The sequence below is a fragment of the Gemmatimonadaceae bacterium genome (assembly GCA_020852815.1).
Taxonomy (GTDB): Bacteria; Gemmatimonadota; Gemmatimonadetes; order Gemmatimonadales; family Gemmatimonadaceae; genus SCN-70-22.
On record JADZAN010000030.1, the window covers coordinates 1 to 18,986 of the forward strand.

The following is an 18,986-nucleotide window of genomic DNA, read 5'->3' on the forward strand; positions in this document are numbered from 1 at the left end:
AGAGTGATCAGCCGTCGCGCGCCGCGTCCCGCCGTCCACTCGCCCCGCCCCTCGCCCGTGTACGCCCCACTCCCACCCCCCGGACCACGTCGCCACTTGACAGGTCGCTTCATATCAGAGTCACCGAACCAGATTCTCGATGACTCTGACCCCGATTGGCCCGGCCCCCTAGGCCGACACTTGGGGTCAGAGTCACCGAACCAATTTCTCGGTGACTCTGACCCCGATTCTCCCGCTGACCCCGATTCTCCGCGAGTTTCCCCGAGTCTCTGATCTCCCCCACATGGATCTCGACCTCCTCGTACAGCAGGCCGCGCAGGCAATCGACGCCGGCGATGACGCCGCCGCCATCCGGGCGGTGGAGGCGCTTGGCGCGAATGCCCGGGACTACGCCCCCGCGGTGTGGCAGGTCGCGCGGTTCTACGCGTACAAGGAGGCCTATGGCGAAGCCGCCGAACTCTTCCGGCGCGCGGTGACGCTCGATCCGCGCCTCTCGTCGGTGGCCTTTCGCCTGGGACCGCATACGATCACGCTGCGCGACGTGGAGGGCTCCACGATGCCGGCGCTGGTGCTCGACGAACTCGGCGCCGGCATGTACGGGCTGCGCGAGCGCACGTTTGCACCTGGCGACGTCATCATCGACGTAGGGGCGCACATCGGCGTGGTCTCGATCCTCGTCGCCAAGCGCTTTCCCGACGCACGCATCTACGCGTACGAACCGGCCTCGAGCAACTTCGCGATGCTTCAGGCAAACCTCGAGGCCAATGGCGTGCGCAACGTAGTGGCGGTGCAGGCGGCGGTGGCGGGAGCGCCGGGAACGCTGGAGCTGGCATGGTCACCGTCGCAAACAGCCGGCGCCACGGCCGCGCAGTCGGCGGAGAAGCGCGACGCGCTGATCCGTGAAGGGTGGCGCACCGAGACCGTCCCCTGCGTGACGCTGGACGACGTGTTCGTCGCGCACGGCATCGAGCGCTGCGCCTTCCTCAAGCTCGACTGCGAAGGCGCCGAGTGGGAGATCGTGCGCCGCGCAGCCGCGATCGAACGCGTCACGGCAATGGCGATGGAGTTGCACATCCCGTTCTCTCGTCAGGCAGAGGGTGTGCCCGCGCTGCAGCAGGCGTTCATCGACATCCTCATGGGGCGCTCTCCACGCCCCGACACGGTGGTGTCATCCACGGTGTGGTCGCGCTTCGACTAGAGACGGGTTCACAACTGGTTGTCGCAGTCCCTCCACACAGTCACCTCCCGCCGAGCCCGTCATCCGCGTCGTGTGACCGGATTTTGCATGAGAGCGCGTCATCAGCTGGACTTCTGTCCACCACCGCACATCTCATGCACTCCGGGGGAGGGGATCATGGCACGCGCACGCACCGTGGATTTCGAGGGAGAGGTCGGGACTGGCGGCGTCATCAACCAGGACTTGCCGCAGCCTGGGCAGTACGTTGGGCGACGCATCATCCAGATCGCCGATCTCTCGACCAAGTACTGGCTCGACACCGCCTCGACGCTCGGCACGCCGTGGAGCGAGGCCCTGGGACTCGTGCGCGCCGAGTCGGGGCTGTGGGAGATCGCCAAGCCGGAGAAGCTCACCGCAACATGGTTCGCCAGGCGTCGCAAGATCCCGCGCCGCAGCTCCTCGCGAACCATGCAGCTGGCGGAGATGCGGATCAACCAGAGCGCGCGTGACGCACTGCTGCAACAGGGTTCGCTGGCCTCGTGGGTTCGCTCTCGCGGGCGCGGTACCACCGCCGCCAAGATGTACGACTACGATTCGTCCACGGGGAACACCACGCCTGACACGTCATCGGGAACACCCGAGAAGCCTGACGAGCCAAAAGGCGGCAACGGCGGGACGGTCGACGACGAGACCAACGACTTCCACGACAGCATCGGCGAGTTGCTCGACGGCATCGTCCAGGTCCCCGCTCCCACCTGGGGAGGCGCCGGCAGCACGGCGCCGATCGACGTCGACGAGGCGCCCGTCCCTGCCCTCTTCATCGTGCAGGTCATCGGTATCACCGCCTTCCTGGGAGAGTACGGGCTGGGCAAGACGGTGAAGACGTTCACGCTCCTCCCCGGCGAGACGACGACGATCAGCACGCGCACCTGGCGCGCGACCGAGGAGTCGGTCGCGCTCGCATCGTCGATCATCGATTCGTACACCGAGAGCGCCGCCGATCGCTTCGCCGAAACAGTGATGACGGAGACAACCGACACCGCCACGCAGGAGCAGACGGAGAACTGGCACGCCGAAGCCGAGGTGAAAGGCTCGTTCGGCTTTGGCTCCGCGTCGGTGTCGGGCGGCGGCGGTGGTGAGTACTCGTCGTCGACAGAGGAGTTCGCCAAGTCGGTGGATGAAGCGGTCGCCGAGCACTCGGCCGAGTCGTCGGCACAGCGCGAGAACACGGTCACCTCCAACTCCGAAAGGTCGGAGTCGACGGAAGACGAGGAGGTCATCGAACGCACCATCACCAACATCAACGTGGGGCGCGTCCTCAACTTCACCTTCCGCGAACTCAACCAGGTGTACCTCACGCGGACACACCTGAAAGAAGTGCGCATTGCCTTCTCCAACGGCAACTCCGGAAGCTGGCGCGAGGAGCCGGTGTCCAACATGCGCAAGCTGGTGGCCGAGGTGATCGCCCCGCAGTACGTGGACAGCGTCTGTCAGGACTTGCTCCGTACCATCGCTGTTGCGTTCGACAAGGACGGACTCCCGGTCCCCGTACTCGATCAGGTCGTGCTCACCAACTGCGGCCGGACAGCCACCGTGACCGATGCCACGCCCGACTCCAAGTGCCAGTACCGTGCGCCAACGGAGGATGGAACGCTCTACTATCGCTTCAAGCGCGGGCCGCTCGGGCAACAGGCGAGCGATCCCAACCTCGTCGACGGCGTCCTGCTCAAGGAGCGATCGGTGATCATGTCCACCGACAGCGTGGTGGTGGAGTCGCTGCTGGGCGTGAACTCGTCGCTCGATGCCTACTCCACCGCGCTGCAGAACGAGGCGATCCGTGAGAAGAAGCTGGCCAACGATCGGCAGCAGCTTGCGCACGCCATCGTGTCGGCAAAGGACGCGGAGGCGGCGGCGGTGTACGCGCAGGTGTACGCCCCCGGCGCCGATGACGCGGTGACTCCATGACTCCCCAACCGGCCACGCCGGACACCGCGCTCCAGGTCCCGGCCACGCCTGTCACCCCGTTGTCCAACGCAGCCACGGGGACAAACAACCAGGTGCTGGCCACCGGGGCCACGTCGCCAAAGAAGCGGAAGGGCGGTCGGGTCCTGGTCACCCAGCCATCGCTCTCGTCGGTCGCGGAGGTGCTGTTCGAGCAGACGCAGGGAGTCCCGCCTGACGAGGTGGTCTACGTCGAGTCGGCCGAGCAGTTCCGCGATCGGCTCGCTGAGTACTCCTCGATCGACCACCTGGCCATCCTGCTGCACATGATCGAGGATGAATTGCTCTTCGCGCAGAAGCAGCGCACGCTGGCGGAAACGCAGGTGGTCATCGAGGGGAGCGTCCCACCCATCGCGCGTTGGACGTTCGACGGGTGCGGGATCGGCCGCGGGACCTCGGCGCTGTATGCGTTCGCCGAGCACTTCGGGGTGGCGCGCATGGAAGGGTGGACGCACTACCACCATCTCGAGTCGTGGGGGAAGGTCGTCAGCGGGGTCCCGTCAGCTGCCACGATCGCCGCGCAGCACACGGAACTCGAGCGCGCGGCGAACTTCCTCCCCAAGGGAGACGCTGGCGCCACGTACTCGGCCAGCGAGATGGAGTCGTTGATGCAGCAGGGGACCTCGTTCACGTACCTCAGCGAGTTCTTCACCTACTACGGTGAAGACTCACTCGTATTCGCCAACGTACTGACCGATCCCCGATGGACCGACAGCATCACCGGGCAGCCCGTGCTGCAGCCGTGGGCGGCGGTGCGACATCCCACGGAGGCGTGGTATCCGCGCACGGCGGCGGTCACGCGTGTGGTGTCGTCGCCGCAGGAGGCGAGTGCCTTCGAGCTGTACTTCGACAGCAACCCGCAACTCTATCGGGTGGTGATCATGCCGCCCGCGAAGGTGCCGTGAGGTGAAACGAAGGGCTCCCACTACTTGCGGCACGCATTGGCCGGCTCGTATCGCGCCCACACGGGCTTTCCGTCGGCGGCGGTACGGAAGCCGGCGACCTCGTCGAAGAAGCGGTTGTAGTCCTCGAGCGCCTGCCAGCGTTCGCCTAACGTCCAGCGCGTGGTGAACTGCTGGTCGAGGCAGGTGCACCACGCGCGCATCGGCCGCGTGGCGCCGCGTTCCTGCTCGTGCTGCTCGCACTTGCCGGCGAGCGACGGGGGCCACTCGCCGAGGGCGGGGAGTGCGACGCGGGCACGCTCCGCCTGCAGAGTCGGCAGGCGCAATGCCATGCGACGCATGTTTTCCATGTGTTGCATCACCTGCGGCGACTCGCACCCGCCCTCGAACAGGAGCGCCATGTCCTCGCGCATGGCCACGGCAAAGCGGGGGAGGATGGCCATCTGGCCCATCGCCGCCCCCGGATTGGTGAGCAGGCGCCCCAGCATGTCGAGCAAGCCATCGACGGAGTTGGCCTCGAGCCCCCCGGGCGCCATCGGCAGCGCTTGCGGCGTGTTCTTCTCCCACCAGATGTAGGGATCCACGAAGGCGCGCGGGATCCACGTCGTGTCGCCTCCTGCCGGTTCCCACTCGTTCCCCAGATCGTCGCGCCGGATCGTTTTCGTCACGCGGTACGGGGAGCCAAGGGGGATGAGCCGGCGACAGCGATTGGAGTAGGCGCGGATGGTGCGCGCATACAGGTTGCCGAATTCCCAGTGTGTCGCCGCGTTAGGCCAGTCGCCATCGAAGATGGCGCGGAACTCCGGCCCGAGTGCATAGCGGTCCCACGTGGCCGGAGGGAGATAGTGCAGCCCGGCGGCGGCGAGCAGCCGGCGGCGTTCCGCGTCCCGCGTGCGCGCGCGGGCGCGTCGCCCTTCCAGCTCGGCGGACTCGCGCGCATACATCGCCGCCCGGTACGCGGCGTAGCCCTTCTGCTGGTCGGCAATTCCCTGTTGGACCTTCTGGATGGAAGCGAGCGTGTTGAGGTCGGTCGCGCTCGTGCCGCGCTCCGTCCCGGCGTTCCACTGGAACGGACCGCCCGCCGCGTTGCGCCGGCCGTCCCAGATCTCCTCGGCGGCCGGAACCTCGACCTCCTGCCCGGTGAGGAAGTGGCGCTCGTTGTTCCAGGGGAAACGCGAGTCGGGCTGGCGATCCAGCGTCACCCCCTTGGCGTAGTGATAGATCGTGACGTGCCGATAGCGCTCGCCGCGGTCGCGCAGGAGGGGAACGATGTGCGTGCGGAAGCGTTCCTGCTCGCGGGGCCCATAGCGGGCGACATCGAAGCCCATCGTCCCCTTCTCGCGCGTGTAGTCGAGCACCGGTTCGTCAGGCGCAATGGGGCGGACGATGGCGAAGTACTGATTGGAGCCGCGCTCCCCGAGCCGGTAGATGGCGAGGTCGCCAGCCACCTTCTCCAGCGTTGACCCGGGCCAGCCGCGCTCCTGCAGCGTGGCCGCGCCGCCTAACGGCGCCGCCGCCACCGCAGATGGAGCTGTACTCCTGACGTAGAGCGGGTGCTGCGAGATGATCGGCACCGCGACCAGGTAGCGCGTCCCCGCCTGGGCCCGCACCGGAAAGACGCCCTGCGTGAGCGCCTCACGCACCACCTGCGTGGCCGAGCCCACCACTTGGTTTCCGTAGTTAGCTCGGCGCATCTGCAGGGCAACCGCCTGGGAGGAGATCGCCGCGAAGCCCGCATCCTCGACGAACAACTCGCCCCCCTGCGTGCCGATGCGGACACTGAGCAGGATGCAGCTGTTGCCAGGGATGTCGACCGGGAGCTGGATCGGGGTGGCTGGCGATCGGGCCAGCGGCGCCATGCCGTTGTAGAGCATCGGCGTGCGCAGCGGTGCTTCGCGCTCCAGCGCCTGCTGGATGGTGGGGGCGTTGCAGGGGTGGTCGGGCGACGGCTGCGCGATGGCGGGGAGTGGGAGGAGAGCAGTGGTCGCGCCCAGGGCGATGGCGGCCGACGCGAGGGGGCGGTGCAGGGAGAGGCGGGGCGTGCGGGAGTGCTTTCGTGCGCGAGAGGGGACGCTGGGTGTCAGCACGGTCGCCGCTCCGAGGAGGGTTCCAGAATTGGCGTCAGTAAGATCGGGGTCAAATCGGGGTCAGAGTCAGCGAACCAATTTCTCGCTGACTCTGACCCCAATTTTGCTGACCCCAATTCTGGAGACGCTGGGGCGGGTCTGGCTAGGGATCCCCCCCCATCCACCCCCCCATCCCGCGTGCCGCCAGCCCCAGCAGCGCCACCACGGCACCAACCACGAAGGCGTAGGCGATGATCCAATAGCCTTCACTCGCCAGGATCGCCCCGCCCAACTCGGCGCCCACACTCCCCGCGGAGAAGATGACGGCCACCGTCGCGACTGCTGCGCTGGCGATGGCGGCGAGCAGGACGACGCGCCCCCGCGTCGCTCCATTCATGCGCACGCCACGGTGGTACCCCCACATAGCAGCTGCCACGATCAACACATAGGTCACCATGGTTCGCTCCGTTCGACTGTGGCGTGAATATGGGGCAACCTCTCCATGTCACACCATCTGGCACCGCCTCGGCCGGTGCGCTCATCTCGTGCGCCGAGAGTGCTGCGAGTGGAGGAGGTGGCGCGCGGAGGGGGGCGGATAAGCTTGTGGTTCAGCCCCGAGATCCAATTGGGGTCAGAGTCAGCGAACCAGATTCTCGGTGACTCTGACCCCAGTTCCGCGGACCACGATTCTGCTCCGCAGGAACGGGGGGAAACTGGTGCCTGGAGAATCGGGCTGATGAACTGAAGTGATTGTGGTTCAAGCCGTTACCTCTACCGCGCAATTGGGGTCAGAGTCACCGAACCAGATTCTCGCTGACTCTGACCCCGATTCTGCTCGCTGACTCTGACCCCGATTCTGACCCGCTGACTCTGACCCCGATTCCGACCCCGATTCCGCACCGCCCTCCCCCACCCCGCCACCATCGCGGCGTCGACCCGGCCACGCTACCTTCGCGGCTTCCCTCCCCCCCGCCCATGCGCACCCGCTGCCTCGTCCGCTCCACCCTCCTCCCGCTCGCCCTCGCGCTCGGCGCTGCCCTCAGCGCCGCACTCGGCACTCCCCTCCCCGCCCAAACCCCGGCCACCGTCTCCGGCACCGACCGCTTCCACCTCACGGCAAAGAGCACCGGGGTCACCTATCGCATCGATGTCTCGCTCCCTCCGGGACTCGACGATATGAAGATCCGCCCGCCGCTCTTCGTCATCACCGATGCGAACCTGGCGTTCAATACGGTGCACGAGGCGGTGACGATGCTCGGCATCAGCGGGGAGATCGCGCCGGTGATCGTCGTGGGGGTGGGATACCCGGAGACGGATGGACGCGGCTACACGCCGGCCTACGCCGCCAGCCGCACGCGTGACTACACGCCGAGTGACGTGAAGGCGATGCCGGGGGGCGGTGGGAGCGCGGCCTTCTTCTCATTCCTCGAGCATGAGCTGGTGCCGATGCTGGAATCGAAGTATCGCGCCGACACCACGCGGCGCGGGCTGGGGGGGCATTCGTTAGGCGGGCTGTTCGCCACCTATGCGCTGCTGCAGCATCCGGGATTCTTCACGCGCTACTGGATCGGTTCGCCCTCGCTCTGGTGGGACAACCTGCTCCCGTTCACCTGGCTCCCCACCACGAAGCAGGGGGCGACGCAGCCGAACGGGCGCGCCTATGTCACCGTGGGCGCGAAGGAAAGCGCGGTGATGGTCCCACCCGCGCGGCGGCTGGCGGCGGAGCTCAAGCGTAGCTTCCCGGCGCTCCGCGTGGGGTCGCAGGTGTACCCCGACGAGAGTCACGGCTCGGTGGTGGGCGGGGCGATCAGCCGGGCGCTCCGCTTCCTCTATGGCGACTTCGGACGCCCCACGGTGCTACTTTCGCCAGCTGCAAGAGCGGAGTATACGGGGGATTGGTCGTCGCCAAACGTCACGATCCGCCTCCGCCCCGCGGCGACAGGGGTGCAGATGTCGCTGACCTACACGGGTCAAACGATCACCGACACGCTCTACGCCGCATCGCGCGACACGCTCTTCTCCGCCGGTGGTACCGCGTCGCAGTTTGTCGCCCTGCGCGGCGCGAAGGGACGGATCACCGCACTCAAGGGAACATTGCTCGGCGCAACGATGGAGTACGTGCGGGGGAAGAAGTGAGGCGTGCCGCCATCCAGGGTTGGCGCGACTGAGGCCGCTGCATGCGAGCACTGCTCCTTCATCATCCCTACACATACCCCCGCTTCGAACAGGACTTCGTCGATCGCGTCGCCGAGCTGGACGAGTTCGATGTCGTTGCGGCTGACGTGCAGGCGCTGGAGGCGGGGACCCTGGCGGGGGGCGATCGGTCGATCGCACTCTCACACTACGACGCGGTCATCGTCTTCGTCGCCTTCCGGCGGCTGCGCACCGCGCCCACGCTGGACTGGGGGGACTTCCTCGGGCTCCGCGTGCTCATGGATCACGACATCATCCAGAACTACAGCGACATCTTCGACGCGACGCTGGGCGGAGCATGGCCACCTGTCTTTCATCGGCACCGCTTCGACACCATGGTGACCTCCGGGCTCACGATCCGCTCGCGCCTTGCAGGTGACGGCATTGCCGCCGACTGGGTGCCCAAGGGGTTCGAGCCGGCGCGCTTTCCCTTGCACACGGGACGGCGTTCCGGCATCGCGACATATGGCAGCGCCTACGCCTGCCGACAGGTGGCGGAACGCGCGCTGCGCGACGCGCGCATCCCGCTCAAGCGCCTCGATACCACGCCGTACTTGCAGCTGGGAGCGAAGCTGAACCGCTTCCTGGGATGCCTGGCGATCTCCTCGGACCTCGAGGTGCCGCCGGAGCAGCGCGCGACGCTGGCGCGCGCCGTGGCGCGCGACGTCCCAATGCGCCCGGGACTGGAACCGATGGCCAAGCTCTTCGAAGCCGCCGGCGCCGGCTGCTGCCCCATCGCCGATGCGATGGACGACCTGGAGGCGCTCGGCTTTCGCGACGGCGAGACGTGCCTCACGTTTCGTTCGCACGCCGAACTCGTCGAGAAGGTGCGGGGCGCGGTTGCTGACCCGCGCTCGCTGGCGGCGATGGGAGCGGCGGCGGCAGCGCTCGCGCGCGCCGAGCACACGTGGTCGCACCGCGCCCGCACGTTGCGCGACGTGATCGCTCGCCGACTGCAACACTCCTCGCTGTAGACTGACCGTCGTCCTGATAGATGTTCGACTTCGTTCGACACCGGCTCCTCCCCATCTGGCGACTCTCCGAGCGCCAGCTTGCGCTCGTCCCCGTGGTCGTGGTCCTCGGCCTCACCGCCGCGGCCCTCGAGGGATTGGGCATCGGGCTCGTGATTCCGTTGCTCGCAGTCGTGACGGGGACGCAGACCATCGGCGGGTCGGGAGTGGCCACGTGGCTCCGCAACTTCGCGGGGACGATGGAACCGTCGGCGCGCATCGCGATCATCGCGCTGGTGATGTTCGCGCTCATCCTCCTCAAGAACCTTCTCGCCGCGCTCAACGCCGCACTCACAGCCCACATCTGCGGACAAGCTGGGCATCGCATCCGCACCGCCCTCGCGCAACGCCTGCTCACCGCCGACTACCCGTTCATCCGCGACCAGGAGCCGGGGGCGCTGATGAACGTCTTCTCGAACGAGTCGTGGCGCGCCGCCGACGCCGTGAACGCGACGCTCACCGTCCTCGTGAACGCCTGCGCGGCCGTGATCCTCTACGGCTTCCTGCTGGCGCTGTCGTGGAGGCTGGCGCTGATCATCACGGTGGCGCTGGCCTTCATGCTCCTGGTACACGGCGCACTGGCCAAACGACTGCGTGCGCCCAGCCGGCGGGTGAGCGCCGAGAGCGGAAAGCTCACGGCCCGCATGCTCGACATCATTCATGCCGCGCAGCTCATTCGCCTGTTCCATTCGGAGTCGCGCGAGCAGTCACGTTTCACTGCGGCGTCGGACACGTTGCGCGCCGGCGTGCTGCGCCTGCAGGTGCGCTCCGCCATGCTGGTGCCGCTGAGCGAGATCCTCTTTGCGGGGGTCTTCCTCGTCATCGTCGTGTTGGCGTGGCGCTGGGGGTTCAGCTTTCCCCTTGTAGCCACCTTCATGGTGCTGCTGCATCGCCTGCAACCCTACGTGCGGAACCTCCAGGCAAGCTGGGGGCAACTGTGGGGGTGGAGCGGCGCGCTGGAGTCGGTAGCGCGCCTGCTCGACGTCACGGGGAAGCCGTCGGCGCCGACAGGGAGCGTGACGCAGGCGCCGCTCACGCGGGCAATCGCCTTCGATCGGGTGACCTTCTCCTATGACAGCATGGCGCGTACCGCCGAGGTGCTGCGCGAGGCGAGCTTCGAGATTCCCGCGCGCCAAGCCACCGGCTTCATCGGGCGCTCGGGCGCGGGAAAGACAACCATCGTGCAGCTGCTGACCCGCCTCGTGGAGCCGGGCGACGGGAAGATCCTCGTCGACGACATTCCGCTGAGCGACATCGATCCGGCGAGCTGGCGCGCGCGCATCGCCGTGGCAAGTCAGGACCTGGAGCTGGTGAGTGCGACCGTGTTCGAGAATATCAGTTACGGAATGCCGGACGCGTCGCCATCGGCGGTCGAGCGCGCGGCGCGGCTGGCGGAGGCGCATGACTTCATCGCCGCACTCCCGCAGGGTTACGATACGGTGATTGGTGCTGGCGGGACGCGCCTCTCGGCCGGGCAGCGACAACGCATTGCGCTGGCGCGGGCGATTCTCTGCGAGCCGGAGGTCCTGGTGCTCGACGAGGCGACGAACGCGGTGGATGGTGTTTCGGAGACGGCGATCCTGGAGACGATCAAGGCGCGCTCGGGGCGCTCGACGACGCTCCTCATCAGCCATCATCATCGTACCATCTCCGTCTGCGACCGCGTAGTGGTGCTCACCGACGGGCGCGTGGCGGCGCAGGCGTCCTGGGCGTCGGTGCAGCACCTCCCCATGGAGGAGTTGTACGAGATGGGTTCGGGCGCGTGAGGGAGCGGCTCGGGTGCTAGTCCCGTCGTGGGGTCTGGGCCGACCGGCACGACGCCATCGCATCGTGGCCCTGATCGCCGTACGCAACGGGATGCGCTACCTCCCCGGCTTCCTGCGCAACGTGTCGTCGCAGGTAGACGGGATCGTCGCGCTGGACGATGGCTCCACCGATGGATCTGCCGAGCTTTTGTCCGGCCACGAGAGCGTTCTCGAGCTTCTGCGCAACCCGACCGATCGCCCGGCGTGGGATGAAGTTGGCAACCACCGGGCGCTCATTGCAGCTGCGCTGCGCCATGGCGCCGACTGGGTCATCTGCGTAGATGCCGACGAACGCCTCGAGGAGGACTTTCGCGCGCGCGCGGAGCGTGTGATCGTGCGCGGGAGGCTCCTCGGGTACTCGGCGTATGCGGTACGACTGCGCGAGCTGTGGGATGATCGCGGGCAGTACCGTGCGGATGGGATCTGGGGTCGCAAGATGGTGGCGCGCTTCTTTCGCCTGCGCCCCGATCACGAGTTCGACCCCCGCGAGCTGCACGCACACAAGGCACCCATGCAGGGGCTGCGCAACGGGCGCTTTCCCAAAGCCGACCTCACGATCTATCACCTGGCAATGCTGGACGCCGACGATCGCGCGGCGCGCCGTGCGCGATATGAAGAGGCCGATCCCGACAACCGGTGGCAGCGCATCGGCTACTCCTATCTCACCGACCCGACCGGGCTGACGCTACGCGCCCTCCCGCGCTGGCGCGGCTTCGTCGACTGAGAGCGGCGTCGAGGCCACGATCGTTCGCGGCGCTCTCACCTGCGCCGCTCTCACCTGCGCCGCTATCGCTTGCGGCGCAGCCAGCTCCAGCGCGCGCGTGCTGGTGCACCCGTTGTGGGTGACGGTGGCGCCGCGTCGGACGCGTTGTCAACGACCGGGGGAAGTTCGCCGAACAGCGGCTGTTCCCCGCTCTCCGCCAGAAAGGTCTCAAGCAGCGTGCGCCCCACGGGGTCGGCGGCGAGCCGGTGGATGCGCTGCTCCATCCGCCAATCGGCGTACTTCAGTTCGACCAGTAGCGACTTGAAGCGATCGATGCTTGCCGACGTGTGGTCCCGTCCGGTCAACGCTCGGATGTAGACAGTCTTGGCGAGTATCCGGTGGTCGGCGATGTCGGGCATGGGCCGGTCGATGACAAACTGCGCGAGGATGAAGTTGGTATCGAACAGGAAGTAGGCGAGGCGCGTGAGGAAGGAGTCGTTAGGCCCCGCGATGTGCGCCGTGTGGAAGTCCTTGCGCACGAAGTCGTCGCCCAGTCGCACCATTCCGCTCAGGAGCATGAAGACCTCGTGCCGCGCGAGCCAGCGCTGCGTGTCGCCGAACGCCTGGGCGATCCGCTCGACCGAATCGCGCTCCCGCGTGTTCCTCCACCAGTCGCTCGTACCGCCGAACGGCCAGTCGAGCAGGGTGAACCAGCTGGTGAAGCCGTCGCGCGACAGCGATCCATAGGCGATGCCCGGGAAGGTGCGCATCCCCTGCTGGAGCACGTGGCGGGAAACGATGAACTCGTGCCGCGCCTGCTGGTACGACATCGCGCCGACGTACGCACGCGCATGATCCTTGGCGGCGTCCAGCGTTGCGGCTCCCTCTGCGTCGTAGCGCGGCAGGGGATACGGCTTGGCGTGGTGCTGCCCCAGGCGGACGCTGCTCCCCTGCAGCCCCGCCCCCTTGATCTTGATCCCGCCATGGACAGACGAGCCCGATGCGGGAATCACGAGCGAACGGTCGCCATCTCGAAGATGCCGCCGCGGCTTGCGACCGAGCAGGCACTCGAACACCTGCTCGGCGTCGGTCTCGCCGAGCGCGGGATCGGCAAGCAGGTTGATTCGCGTTCCGCGATCGTGCCGCGAGAAGGTAAGCAGGTTGCGTTCGGGCACGTTCACTCTCGCACCTCCGTTCCCTTTGTCGTTAGGGCGCCCGCCGCGTAGACCACGCTCCCCGCGACCACGTACGGGAGCGCGCGGACCAGGTGACCGCGCTGCGGCGGCGTGCTGCGCGCCGCAAGAACGACCGAACGCCCCACGTTCCACGGGGCGCGCAGCATGACGCGCAGCCGTTGCGGCCCACGGTTCTCGAGGGATCCCTGCGTGGCCGCGTGCAGCTGCCCGCGCCTGAAGGCATCGCGCAGCATCGCGCCGGCGGTGACCGGATAGCGGTGCGCGGTGAGGGCATCGACGGCGAAGACCACACGCTCGGTAGCCGGGATGCGCGCGTTGAACTCGGTGTCCTCACCGGCGCGCAGGTCCTCGCGGAACACGCCCAGCGCATCGAAGAGCCGCCGGTCGTAGGAGAGTGAGTAGAAGAGGCGCTGGCTCGGGCGCGTAACGCCGAGCCGCCGATTGTGCAGGAGGAGGAGCGCCGCCCACGCAGCGGCAGACTCCGTGTAGGCGTTGGTCATCGCGCTGGCCACGGCGGCGGCCCCCGCGCGATGCTCGCGAAGGCGGGCCGCCGCCCATCCGGGAGCGGCCATGCAATCGGCGGCGAGAAAGGCCACATACGGCGCGCGCGTCAGGGCGATGCCGACGTTGCGCGCCGCCCCCGGATACAGTCGCTCGCTCACGCTGTGCACCGGGACGTCGATCTCCTCGGCGCGCAGGCGCGCAGCCGGGTCACCCCCGCCGGAGTTGACCACGACGACCTCCACCGGCAGCTCCTGCTGCAGCACCGACCGCACCGCGTCGGCAATGAAGGGCTCGTCGCGATACGACATCACCACACAGGCGAGCTGCGCGGTCACGGCGACCCTGCCTGACGAGGGTGATGCCAGCGCGCCGGCTGCCGCGTCCACTGCGACGCGATCCCCACCACCGATGCCCCCAGATCGACCACGAAGAAGGCGAACGTGGCGGGGAGGTAGTGGTGCGCGCGCTGCAGCACGCCCGCCTTGTACAGCGCCGCCACGATCCCGAGCCCGGGGATCGCGAGATAGAGAAGCGGCGCCCACAACGGAATGAAGCCGAGCGCCGCCCCGACAGCCGCAACGGCGAAAACGAGGCGGTCGGCGTAGCCCAGCGAGGCGAACGCCGCCTCGAGACGCTGCGACAACGGCAGCGGAGTCGCCGCGCTCATCGCTGACGTCACGGGCGTCGGGGCTTGCTCCTGCAGGCGAATCTGGAAGGCGCCGCGCGACCAGCGCACGTGCTGCCGCCAGTACTGGCGCAGGTTGGCTACAAGCGTGTTGCCGGCAACCGCCGAGCGCACGAAGCGCGTGCGCCACGCCCGCTGCGTGATCCGCGCACTCGTCGCCACGTCGACACCGACCGGGACCTTGGGGAAACCGCCGATCGAGTCGAGCGCGATACGGCGGTACGCCGAGGCGCCGAGCGTGGGCGGGTTGAGCCCCAGGCGATCGGTCCCCGCAGAGGTGACCAACTGGTGGACCCAGGTGGTGACGGCGGCGTAGCGGGTCACGACGTTCTCGTCGTGATTGAGCGGTAGCAGATAGGCGGCAGCGCCGCCCACGGTGGCGTCGGCGAAGGGGCGCACCAATTCGCGCAGGAAGTCGTCCGCCGGCTGCAGATCGGCATCGACGACGGCAATGACCTCGCCAGTCGCCACGTGCAATCCCGCGTTCAGTGCCGCCGCCTTCCCTTGCGCGATGGCGAGGACGACGACCCTGGCGTCGTTGCGCCTGGCCGCCCACCCCTCGAAGAGCGCGGCGGTGTTGTCGGTGCAGCCGTCGGCGATGAGCACGATCGACAGGCGCTCGGCGGGATAGTCGAGGCGCGCCAGGGCCTCGAGGACGCGGTGCGCGACCGGCGACTCGTTGCGCGCCGGGACGAGGACGGTGACCGTGGGATACTCGGCCAGCACGGGTTGCGGACGCGGCGAGCGCAGCGCTGCGATGAGGTAGGCGCCCCGGCGAACGGTGAGCGCCAGGATGGCCACGATGACCAGCGTCTGCAGGACGGCGATCATGGCTTCGGGGCGGGATTGCACGCTCCGCGCACGCCGCGCGCTCCGTTCACCGGCAGAAACCGGTAAACAAGCACGGGGTTTCCTTCAAGCGAGAGCGGTGCGGGCGCGGGGCGTGTGCCAAGGTGCAGGTAGAATATCCGGGGCCGGGCGAGTTGGGGACTCCCACAAGAGGATTGTCGGAGTGGCCGCGGCGTCACGAGGTCGATGCGACGCCTCACACGAGTGACGCCGGCCCTCCCCCGGTCGCGCGCGCCTAACGCACGATGCGGTGCCCCCCCGCATACACGGTTGCGCTGGTATCGCGCACGAGCGCCACCAGCGTCAACCCCGAAGCCTCCGCCATGCGGATGGCAAGCCCGGTGGGGCGCGAGACGGCTGCCAGGAGCGGCACGCCGCAGGCCGCCGCCTTCTGCACCAGCTCGAAGCTCGCTCGGCTGGTGACGATAGCGAAGCCGGTGGTCGCGTCGATGGCGCCGCGCGCCAGCGCGCCGAGCACCTTGTCGAGGGCGTTGTGCCGCCCCACGTCCTCGCGCACCAGCTGCAACGTCCCGTCGGCTTGCGCCCAGGCGGCGCCGTGCACGGTGCGCGTGGCCTGGTTCAGGAGCTGCGCCTCCTGTAGCGCCGCCGCCGCACGCCAGAGCGCGTCGGGGGCAATGCTGAGCGAGGCGGTCACGGCGACCGCCGGGCGCACCGCGTCGTCGATCGCCTCCACGCCGCACAGCCCGCACCCGGTGCGCCCGCTGATGGCGCGCGCGCGGCCCGCCAGCCGCTCCGAGACCGCCACGGGGACGTCGAGCAGAACCTCGACGCCGCGCCGGTGTCGCACCACCTCGAGGTGGGAGATCTCCTCGGCGCGGGCAATCCCTTCGCTCACGGTGAAGCCGACGGCGAAGTCCTCCAGGTCGGAGGGAGTGCACATCATCACGACGTGCGCTCTCCTGTTGTAGGCCAGGGCGACCGGGACCTCCTCGGCGACCACGGCCTCGCCCGCGGTGGCCCGATCGCCGTCGAGAAAGGTGACCGGAAAGCGCGTCTGCGGCGCGAGGAAGCCCGAGGCTCGCACCTCCCCCGGATCAGTCACGCCCCTCACCTGCGGCGGCATCCTTCGGTTGAACGAACTGCCACCCGAAGCGCCCCTTCACGCAGAGGTTGCCCAGGGTGATGTCGTTCTCCAGCGGCGAGGTGGCCTTCACGATGACGTTGTCCTGCACGTGCAACGAGAGCGTACAGCCCACGCCGCAGTACGGGCAGATGGTATCGGTCGTTTGCTGCACCTCGGGCTTCCACGCGCCGGCGGCGCGCAGCTCGTGCTCCGACGTGGCCATCAACGCACCAGTGGGGCAGACGGCGATGCAGTTGCCGCAGTACACGCACGCCGAGCCGGGGAGCGGGACGGCAAACTCGGTGGATATGCGCGCGTCGAAGCCGCGGCCAGCGACGGCGATGGCGAAGGTGTTCTGGTGATCGGGACCGCACGCCTCCACGCACTTGTAGCAGAGGATGCACTTGGCGTAGTCGCGTACGTACAGCTCGTTGTCGACCTTGACCGGTTGCGCGACGGTGGCCGCCGTGCCTGGCGCGGCGACCACATGGTGTCCTGGGATGCTGGCGTCCCGCACACCATCGTTTGACGGCGGGGCGCTCTCTCCAAAACGCGCGGGCTGTGCGCCGTACTCGTCGATGAGTTCCGCGAGCCCCGGCGCCGTCGACAGGTCGACCGACGAGGCGAGGAGTTCGAGCACCAGGCGACGTGAATGCCTCACCCGCGCGCTGGCGGTGAGGACCTTCATCCCCCCCTCCACCGCGCGGGAACAGGCGGGAGCGAGGACGCGCGCCCCCTCGATCTCCACCACGCAGAGACGGCAGGCGTTGACCGGCTCCAGCGTCTCGAGGTAGCAGAGCGTGGGGATCTCCTTCCCTAACGAGCGCGCCGCCTGCAGGATCGTCGTCCCCTCCTCCACCGTGCACGACTGTCCGTCGATGGTGAGCGCAACGGGGGGGCGCGCAGGGCGCGACGGGCGCGCGAGTTGGACCAGCGGGGTAGCAGTCATCGTCCGACCTCCTCGTACAGCCGCAAGCGCTTGATGGCCGACTCCACGGCGGAGTATGCCGTCTGCCCCAGCCCGCAGATGGAGGCGTCGCGCATGGCGACGCCGACGTCGTCCAGCAATGCCAGCTCGGCGGCCACGCCGCCTAACGTCTTGCCGGCGGCAATGCGGTGCAGCGCCTCTTCCTGCCGCACCGTCCCCACGCGGCAGGGGACGCACTGCCCGCACGACTCGTCGCGGAAGAAGCCGGCAATGCGGCGCACCATGTCGTGCAGGTCGTCGCCCGGGCCACAGACCATGACGACGCCGGAGCCTAACGTGGTGCCGGCAGCGCGCGCGTCCTCGAGCGTGAGCGGGAGGTCGATCTCGTCGCCGCGCACGAAGGTCCCGGCGGCGCCGCCCAGCAGGATGGCCGTCGGCTCGGTGGCCCCGGCCATCGCCAGGAGGTCGCGCAGCATCGTCCCGAAGGGGACTTCATAGACGCCGGGGCGCGACACTGCCCCGCTGAGGCAGAAGAGGCGCGTCCCCGTGGAGCCCTGCGACCCGGTGGCCGCGTACGCCGCGCCACCGAGCCGCACGATGGGGAGAACGTTGGCGAGCGTCTCCACATTGTTCACGACCGTTGGCTTGCCAAAGAGCCCCACGTGCACGGGGAACGGCGGCTTGCTGCGCGGCTCGCCGCGCTTACCCTCGATCGACTCGAAGAGGGCGGTCTCCTCGCCGCAGATGTAGGCGCCGGCGCCGCGGCGAATCTCGATGCGGAAGTCGCCTAACAACTGCGCCGCCGTGCACGCGTCGATGGCGTTCTGCACGCGCACGGCGGCAAGCGGATACTCGGCGCGCACGTACAGGAAGCCCACGTTGCACCCGGTGGCGAAGCCGGCAATCGTCATCGCCTCCACAATCGCGAACGGATCCTGCGTGAGGAGCACACGATCCTTGAACGTGCCAGGCTCCGACTCGTCGGCGTTGCAGACCAGGTAGTGCGGCGTCTCCGGGCGGGCGCGCACGGCCTCCCACTTGCGTCCGGTGGGAAAGGCGGCGCCGCCGCGCCCCACCAGACGGGCGTCGTTGAGCTGGGCAATCACCCACTCCGCCCCCTTCGCGCGCGCCCTGGCCAACGCCTCGAAGCCACCGGCGGTGCGATACGCATCGAGTGACGTCGGGTCCACCGTTCCGCAGCGCGCGAGCAGGACGAGCGCGGGATCGCCACGCTGCGGGAGCACCGCGGTGCCTGACGAGTCGAGCCCCGGATCGTGCCGCGTGAGGGCGTGTACCGCCGACGACGGCGTGACGTTGCCCAGGAGGACTTCGCGCGGCGACTCCCCCGCCTCGGTGTAGAGCGCGGCCGGGGCGTGGTCACACATCCCGAGGCAGGGGGAGTGCATCCACGCCACGTCGCCCTCGCCTAACGCCACACGCTCGCCGCGCGGCTCGGCGGCAATCGCGGCGCCACAGGTACGCTCGAGCTCGTGTTCGATGGCGTGCGCGCCGCGGTTGCGGCAGGCGATGTCGTCGCACACGTGGAGGACGCGCTTCGCTCGCGGCGCGGTAGCCAGCAGCGCATAGAACGTTGCCACCCCCCAGGCTTCGGCTGGCGGGACGGAGAGGCGGCGACAGACGTAGCCCATCCCTCCTTCGCTGATCCAACCGATGCGTTGCTGCAGCGCCTGCAGCGCGGGGACGAGGAGGTGGCGCTGCTCGCGCGCGGCGGCGCCACCAACGGCGGTGTGCGCATCGCGCTCCGAGCCGCGTTCTCCTCCATCCCACGACGACGCGGGGGGGCCGAGGAGCGCGTCGATCGCGTCTCGTTCGGCGGCCGTCGGTTCCGCGTCGATATGGCGAATGTCCATTACTTGGTCGGT

Annotated in this window: 15 protein-coding genes; 7 read left to right on the forward strand and 8 right to left on the reverse strand. The window is 68.5% G+C overall.

Annotated elements, in window-relative coordinates; genetic code table 11:
* Positions 1-283: 283 nt before the first annotated feature.
* From IT359_16190 to IT359_16200, 3 genes are all read left to right on the forward strand, one after another.
* Complete coding sequence (locus IT359_16190) at positions 284-1,198, forward strand: FkbM family methyltransferase (GenBank protein ID MCC6930528.1); 915 nt, start codon at positions 284-286, stop codon at positions 1,196-1,198.
* Positions 1,199-1,354: 156 nt separating this feature from the next.
* The gene (locus IT359_16195) at positions 1,355-3,142 is read left to right on the forward strand and encodes a hypothetical protein (protein MCC6930529.1); all 1,788 of its coding nucleotides are present in this window, start codon (positions 1,355-1,357) and stop codon (positions 3,140-3,142) included.
* A complete protein-coding gene (locus IT359_16200) occupies positions 3,139-4,083 on the forward strand; it encodes a hypothetical protein (GenBank protein ID MCC6930530.1) in 945 nt (314 codons plus the stop codon). The genes IT359_16195 and IT359_16200 overlap by 4 nt, the downstream gene beginning before the upstream one ends.
* Before the next feature lie 20 nt (positions 4,084-4,103).
* Here IT359_16200 and IT359_16205 read toward each other — a convergent pair whose 3' ends face one another.
* Positions 4,104-6,167, reverse strand: coding sequence for a hypothetical protein (locus IT359_16205; GenBank protein MCC6930531.1), 2,064 nt, complete (start codon positions 6,165-6,167; stop codon positions 4,104-4,106).
* A gap of 142 nt (positions 6,168-6,309) precedes the next feature.
* Entirely contained in the window at positions 6,310-6,603 is a 294-nt protein-coding gene (locus IT359_16210; protein MCC6930532.1) for a hypothetical protein, read from the reverse strand.
* Positions 6,604-7,121: 518 nt separating this feature from the next.
* Between IT359_16210 and IT359_16215 the strand changes: the two genes are divergently transcribed.
* From IT359_16215 to IT359_16230, 4 genes are all read left to right on the forward strand, one after another.
* Positions 7,122-8,282, forward strand: coding sequence for an alpha/beta hydrolase (locus tag IT359_16215; GenBank protein MCC6930533.1), 1,161 nt, complete (start codon positions 7,122-7,124; stop codon positions 8,280-8,282).
* Between the two features lie 41 nt (positions 8,283-8,323).
* Positions 8,324-9,313 (forward strand): glycosyltransferase family 1 protein, encoded by a 990-nt coding sequence (locus IT359_16220; GenBank protein ID MCC6930534.1) that lies wholly within the window; start codon positions 8,324-8,326, stop codon positions 9,311-9,313.
* Positions 9,314-9,333: 20 nt separating this feature from the next.
* Positions 9,334-11,115 (forward strand): ABC transporter ATP-binding protein, encoded by a 1,782-nt coding sequence (locus IT359_16225; protein MCC6930535.1) that lies wholly within the window; start codon positions 9,334-9,336, stop codon positions 11,113-11,115.
* Between the two features lie 64 nt (positions 11,116-11,179).
* Complete coding sequence (locus IT359_16230) at positions 11,180-11,878, forward strand: glycosyltransferase family 2 protein (protein ID MCC6930536.1); 699 nt, start codon at positions 11,180-11,182, stop codon at positions 11,876-11,878.
* Positions 11,879-11,940: 62 nt separating this feature from the next.
* On the opposite strand, the gene IT359_16235 is transcribed toward IT359_16230, so the two are convergent.
* From IT359_16235 to IT359_16260, 6 genes are all read right to left on the reverse strand, one after another.
* The gene (locus IT359_16235; GenBank protein MCC6930537.1) at positions 11,941-13,032 is read right to left on the reverse strand and encodes a hypothetical protein; all 1,092 of its coding nucleotides are present in this window, start codon (positions 13,030-13,032) and stop codon (positions 11,941-11,943) included.
* 2 nt (positions 13,033-13,034) lie between these two features.
* A complete protein-coding gene (locus IT359_16240; GenBank protein MCC6930538.1) occupies positions 13,035-13,892 on the reverse strand; it encodes a glycosyltransferase family 2 protein in 858 nt (285 codons plus the stop codon).
* Positions 13,889-15,073, reverse strand: coding sequence for a glycosyltransferase family 2 protein (locus tag IT359_16245; protein MCC6930539.1), 1,185 nt, complete (start codon positions 15,071-15,073; stop codon positions 13,889-13,891). The genes IT359_16240 and IT359_16245 overlap by 4 nt, the downstream gene beginning before the upstream one ends.
* A gap of 253 nt (positions 15,074-15,326) precedes the next feature.
* The gene (gene fdhD / locus IT359_16250; protein ID MCC6930540.1) at positions 15,327-16,154 is read right to left on the reverse strand and encodes a formate dehydrogenase accessory sulfurtransferase FdhD; all 828 of its coding nucleotides are present in this window, start codon (positions 16,152-16,154) and stop codon (positions 15,327-15,329) included.
* The gene (locus IT359_16255) at positions 16,147-17,124 is read right to left on the reverse strand and encodes a (2Fe-2S)-binding protein (protein MCC6930541.1); all 978 of its coding nucleotides are present in this window, start codon (positions 17,122-17,124) and stop codon (positions 16,147-16,149) included. The genes fdhD and IT359_16255 overlap by 8 nt, the downstream gene beginning before the upstream one ends.
* Positions 17,121-18,974 carry an NAD(P)H-dependent oxidoreductase subunit E gene (locus IT359_16260; protein MCC6930542.1) on the reverse strand — a complete coding sequence of 618 codons (1,854 nt, stop codon included), beginning with the start codon at positions 18,972-18,974 and terminating at the stop codon, positions 17,121-17,123. Before IT359_16260 ends, IT359_16255 begins: the two co-directional genes overlap by 4 nt.
* Between the last annotated feature and the right edge of the window lie 12 nt (positions 18,975-18,986).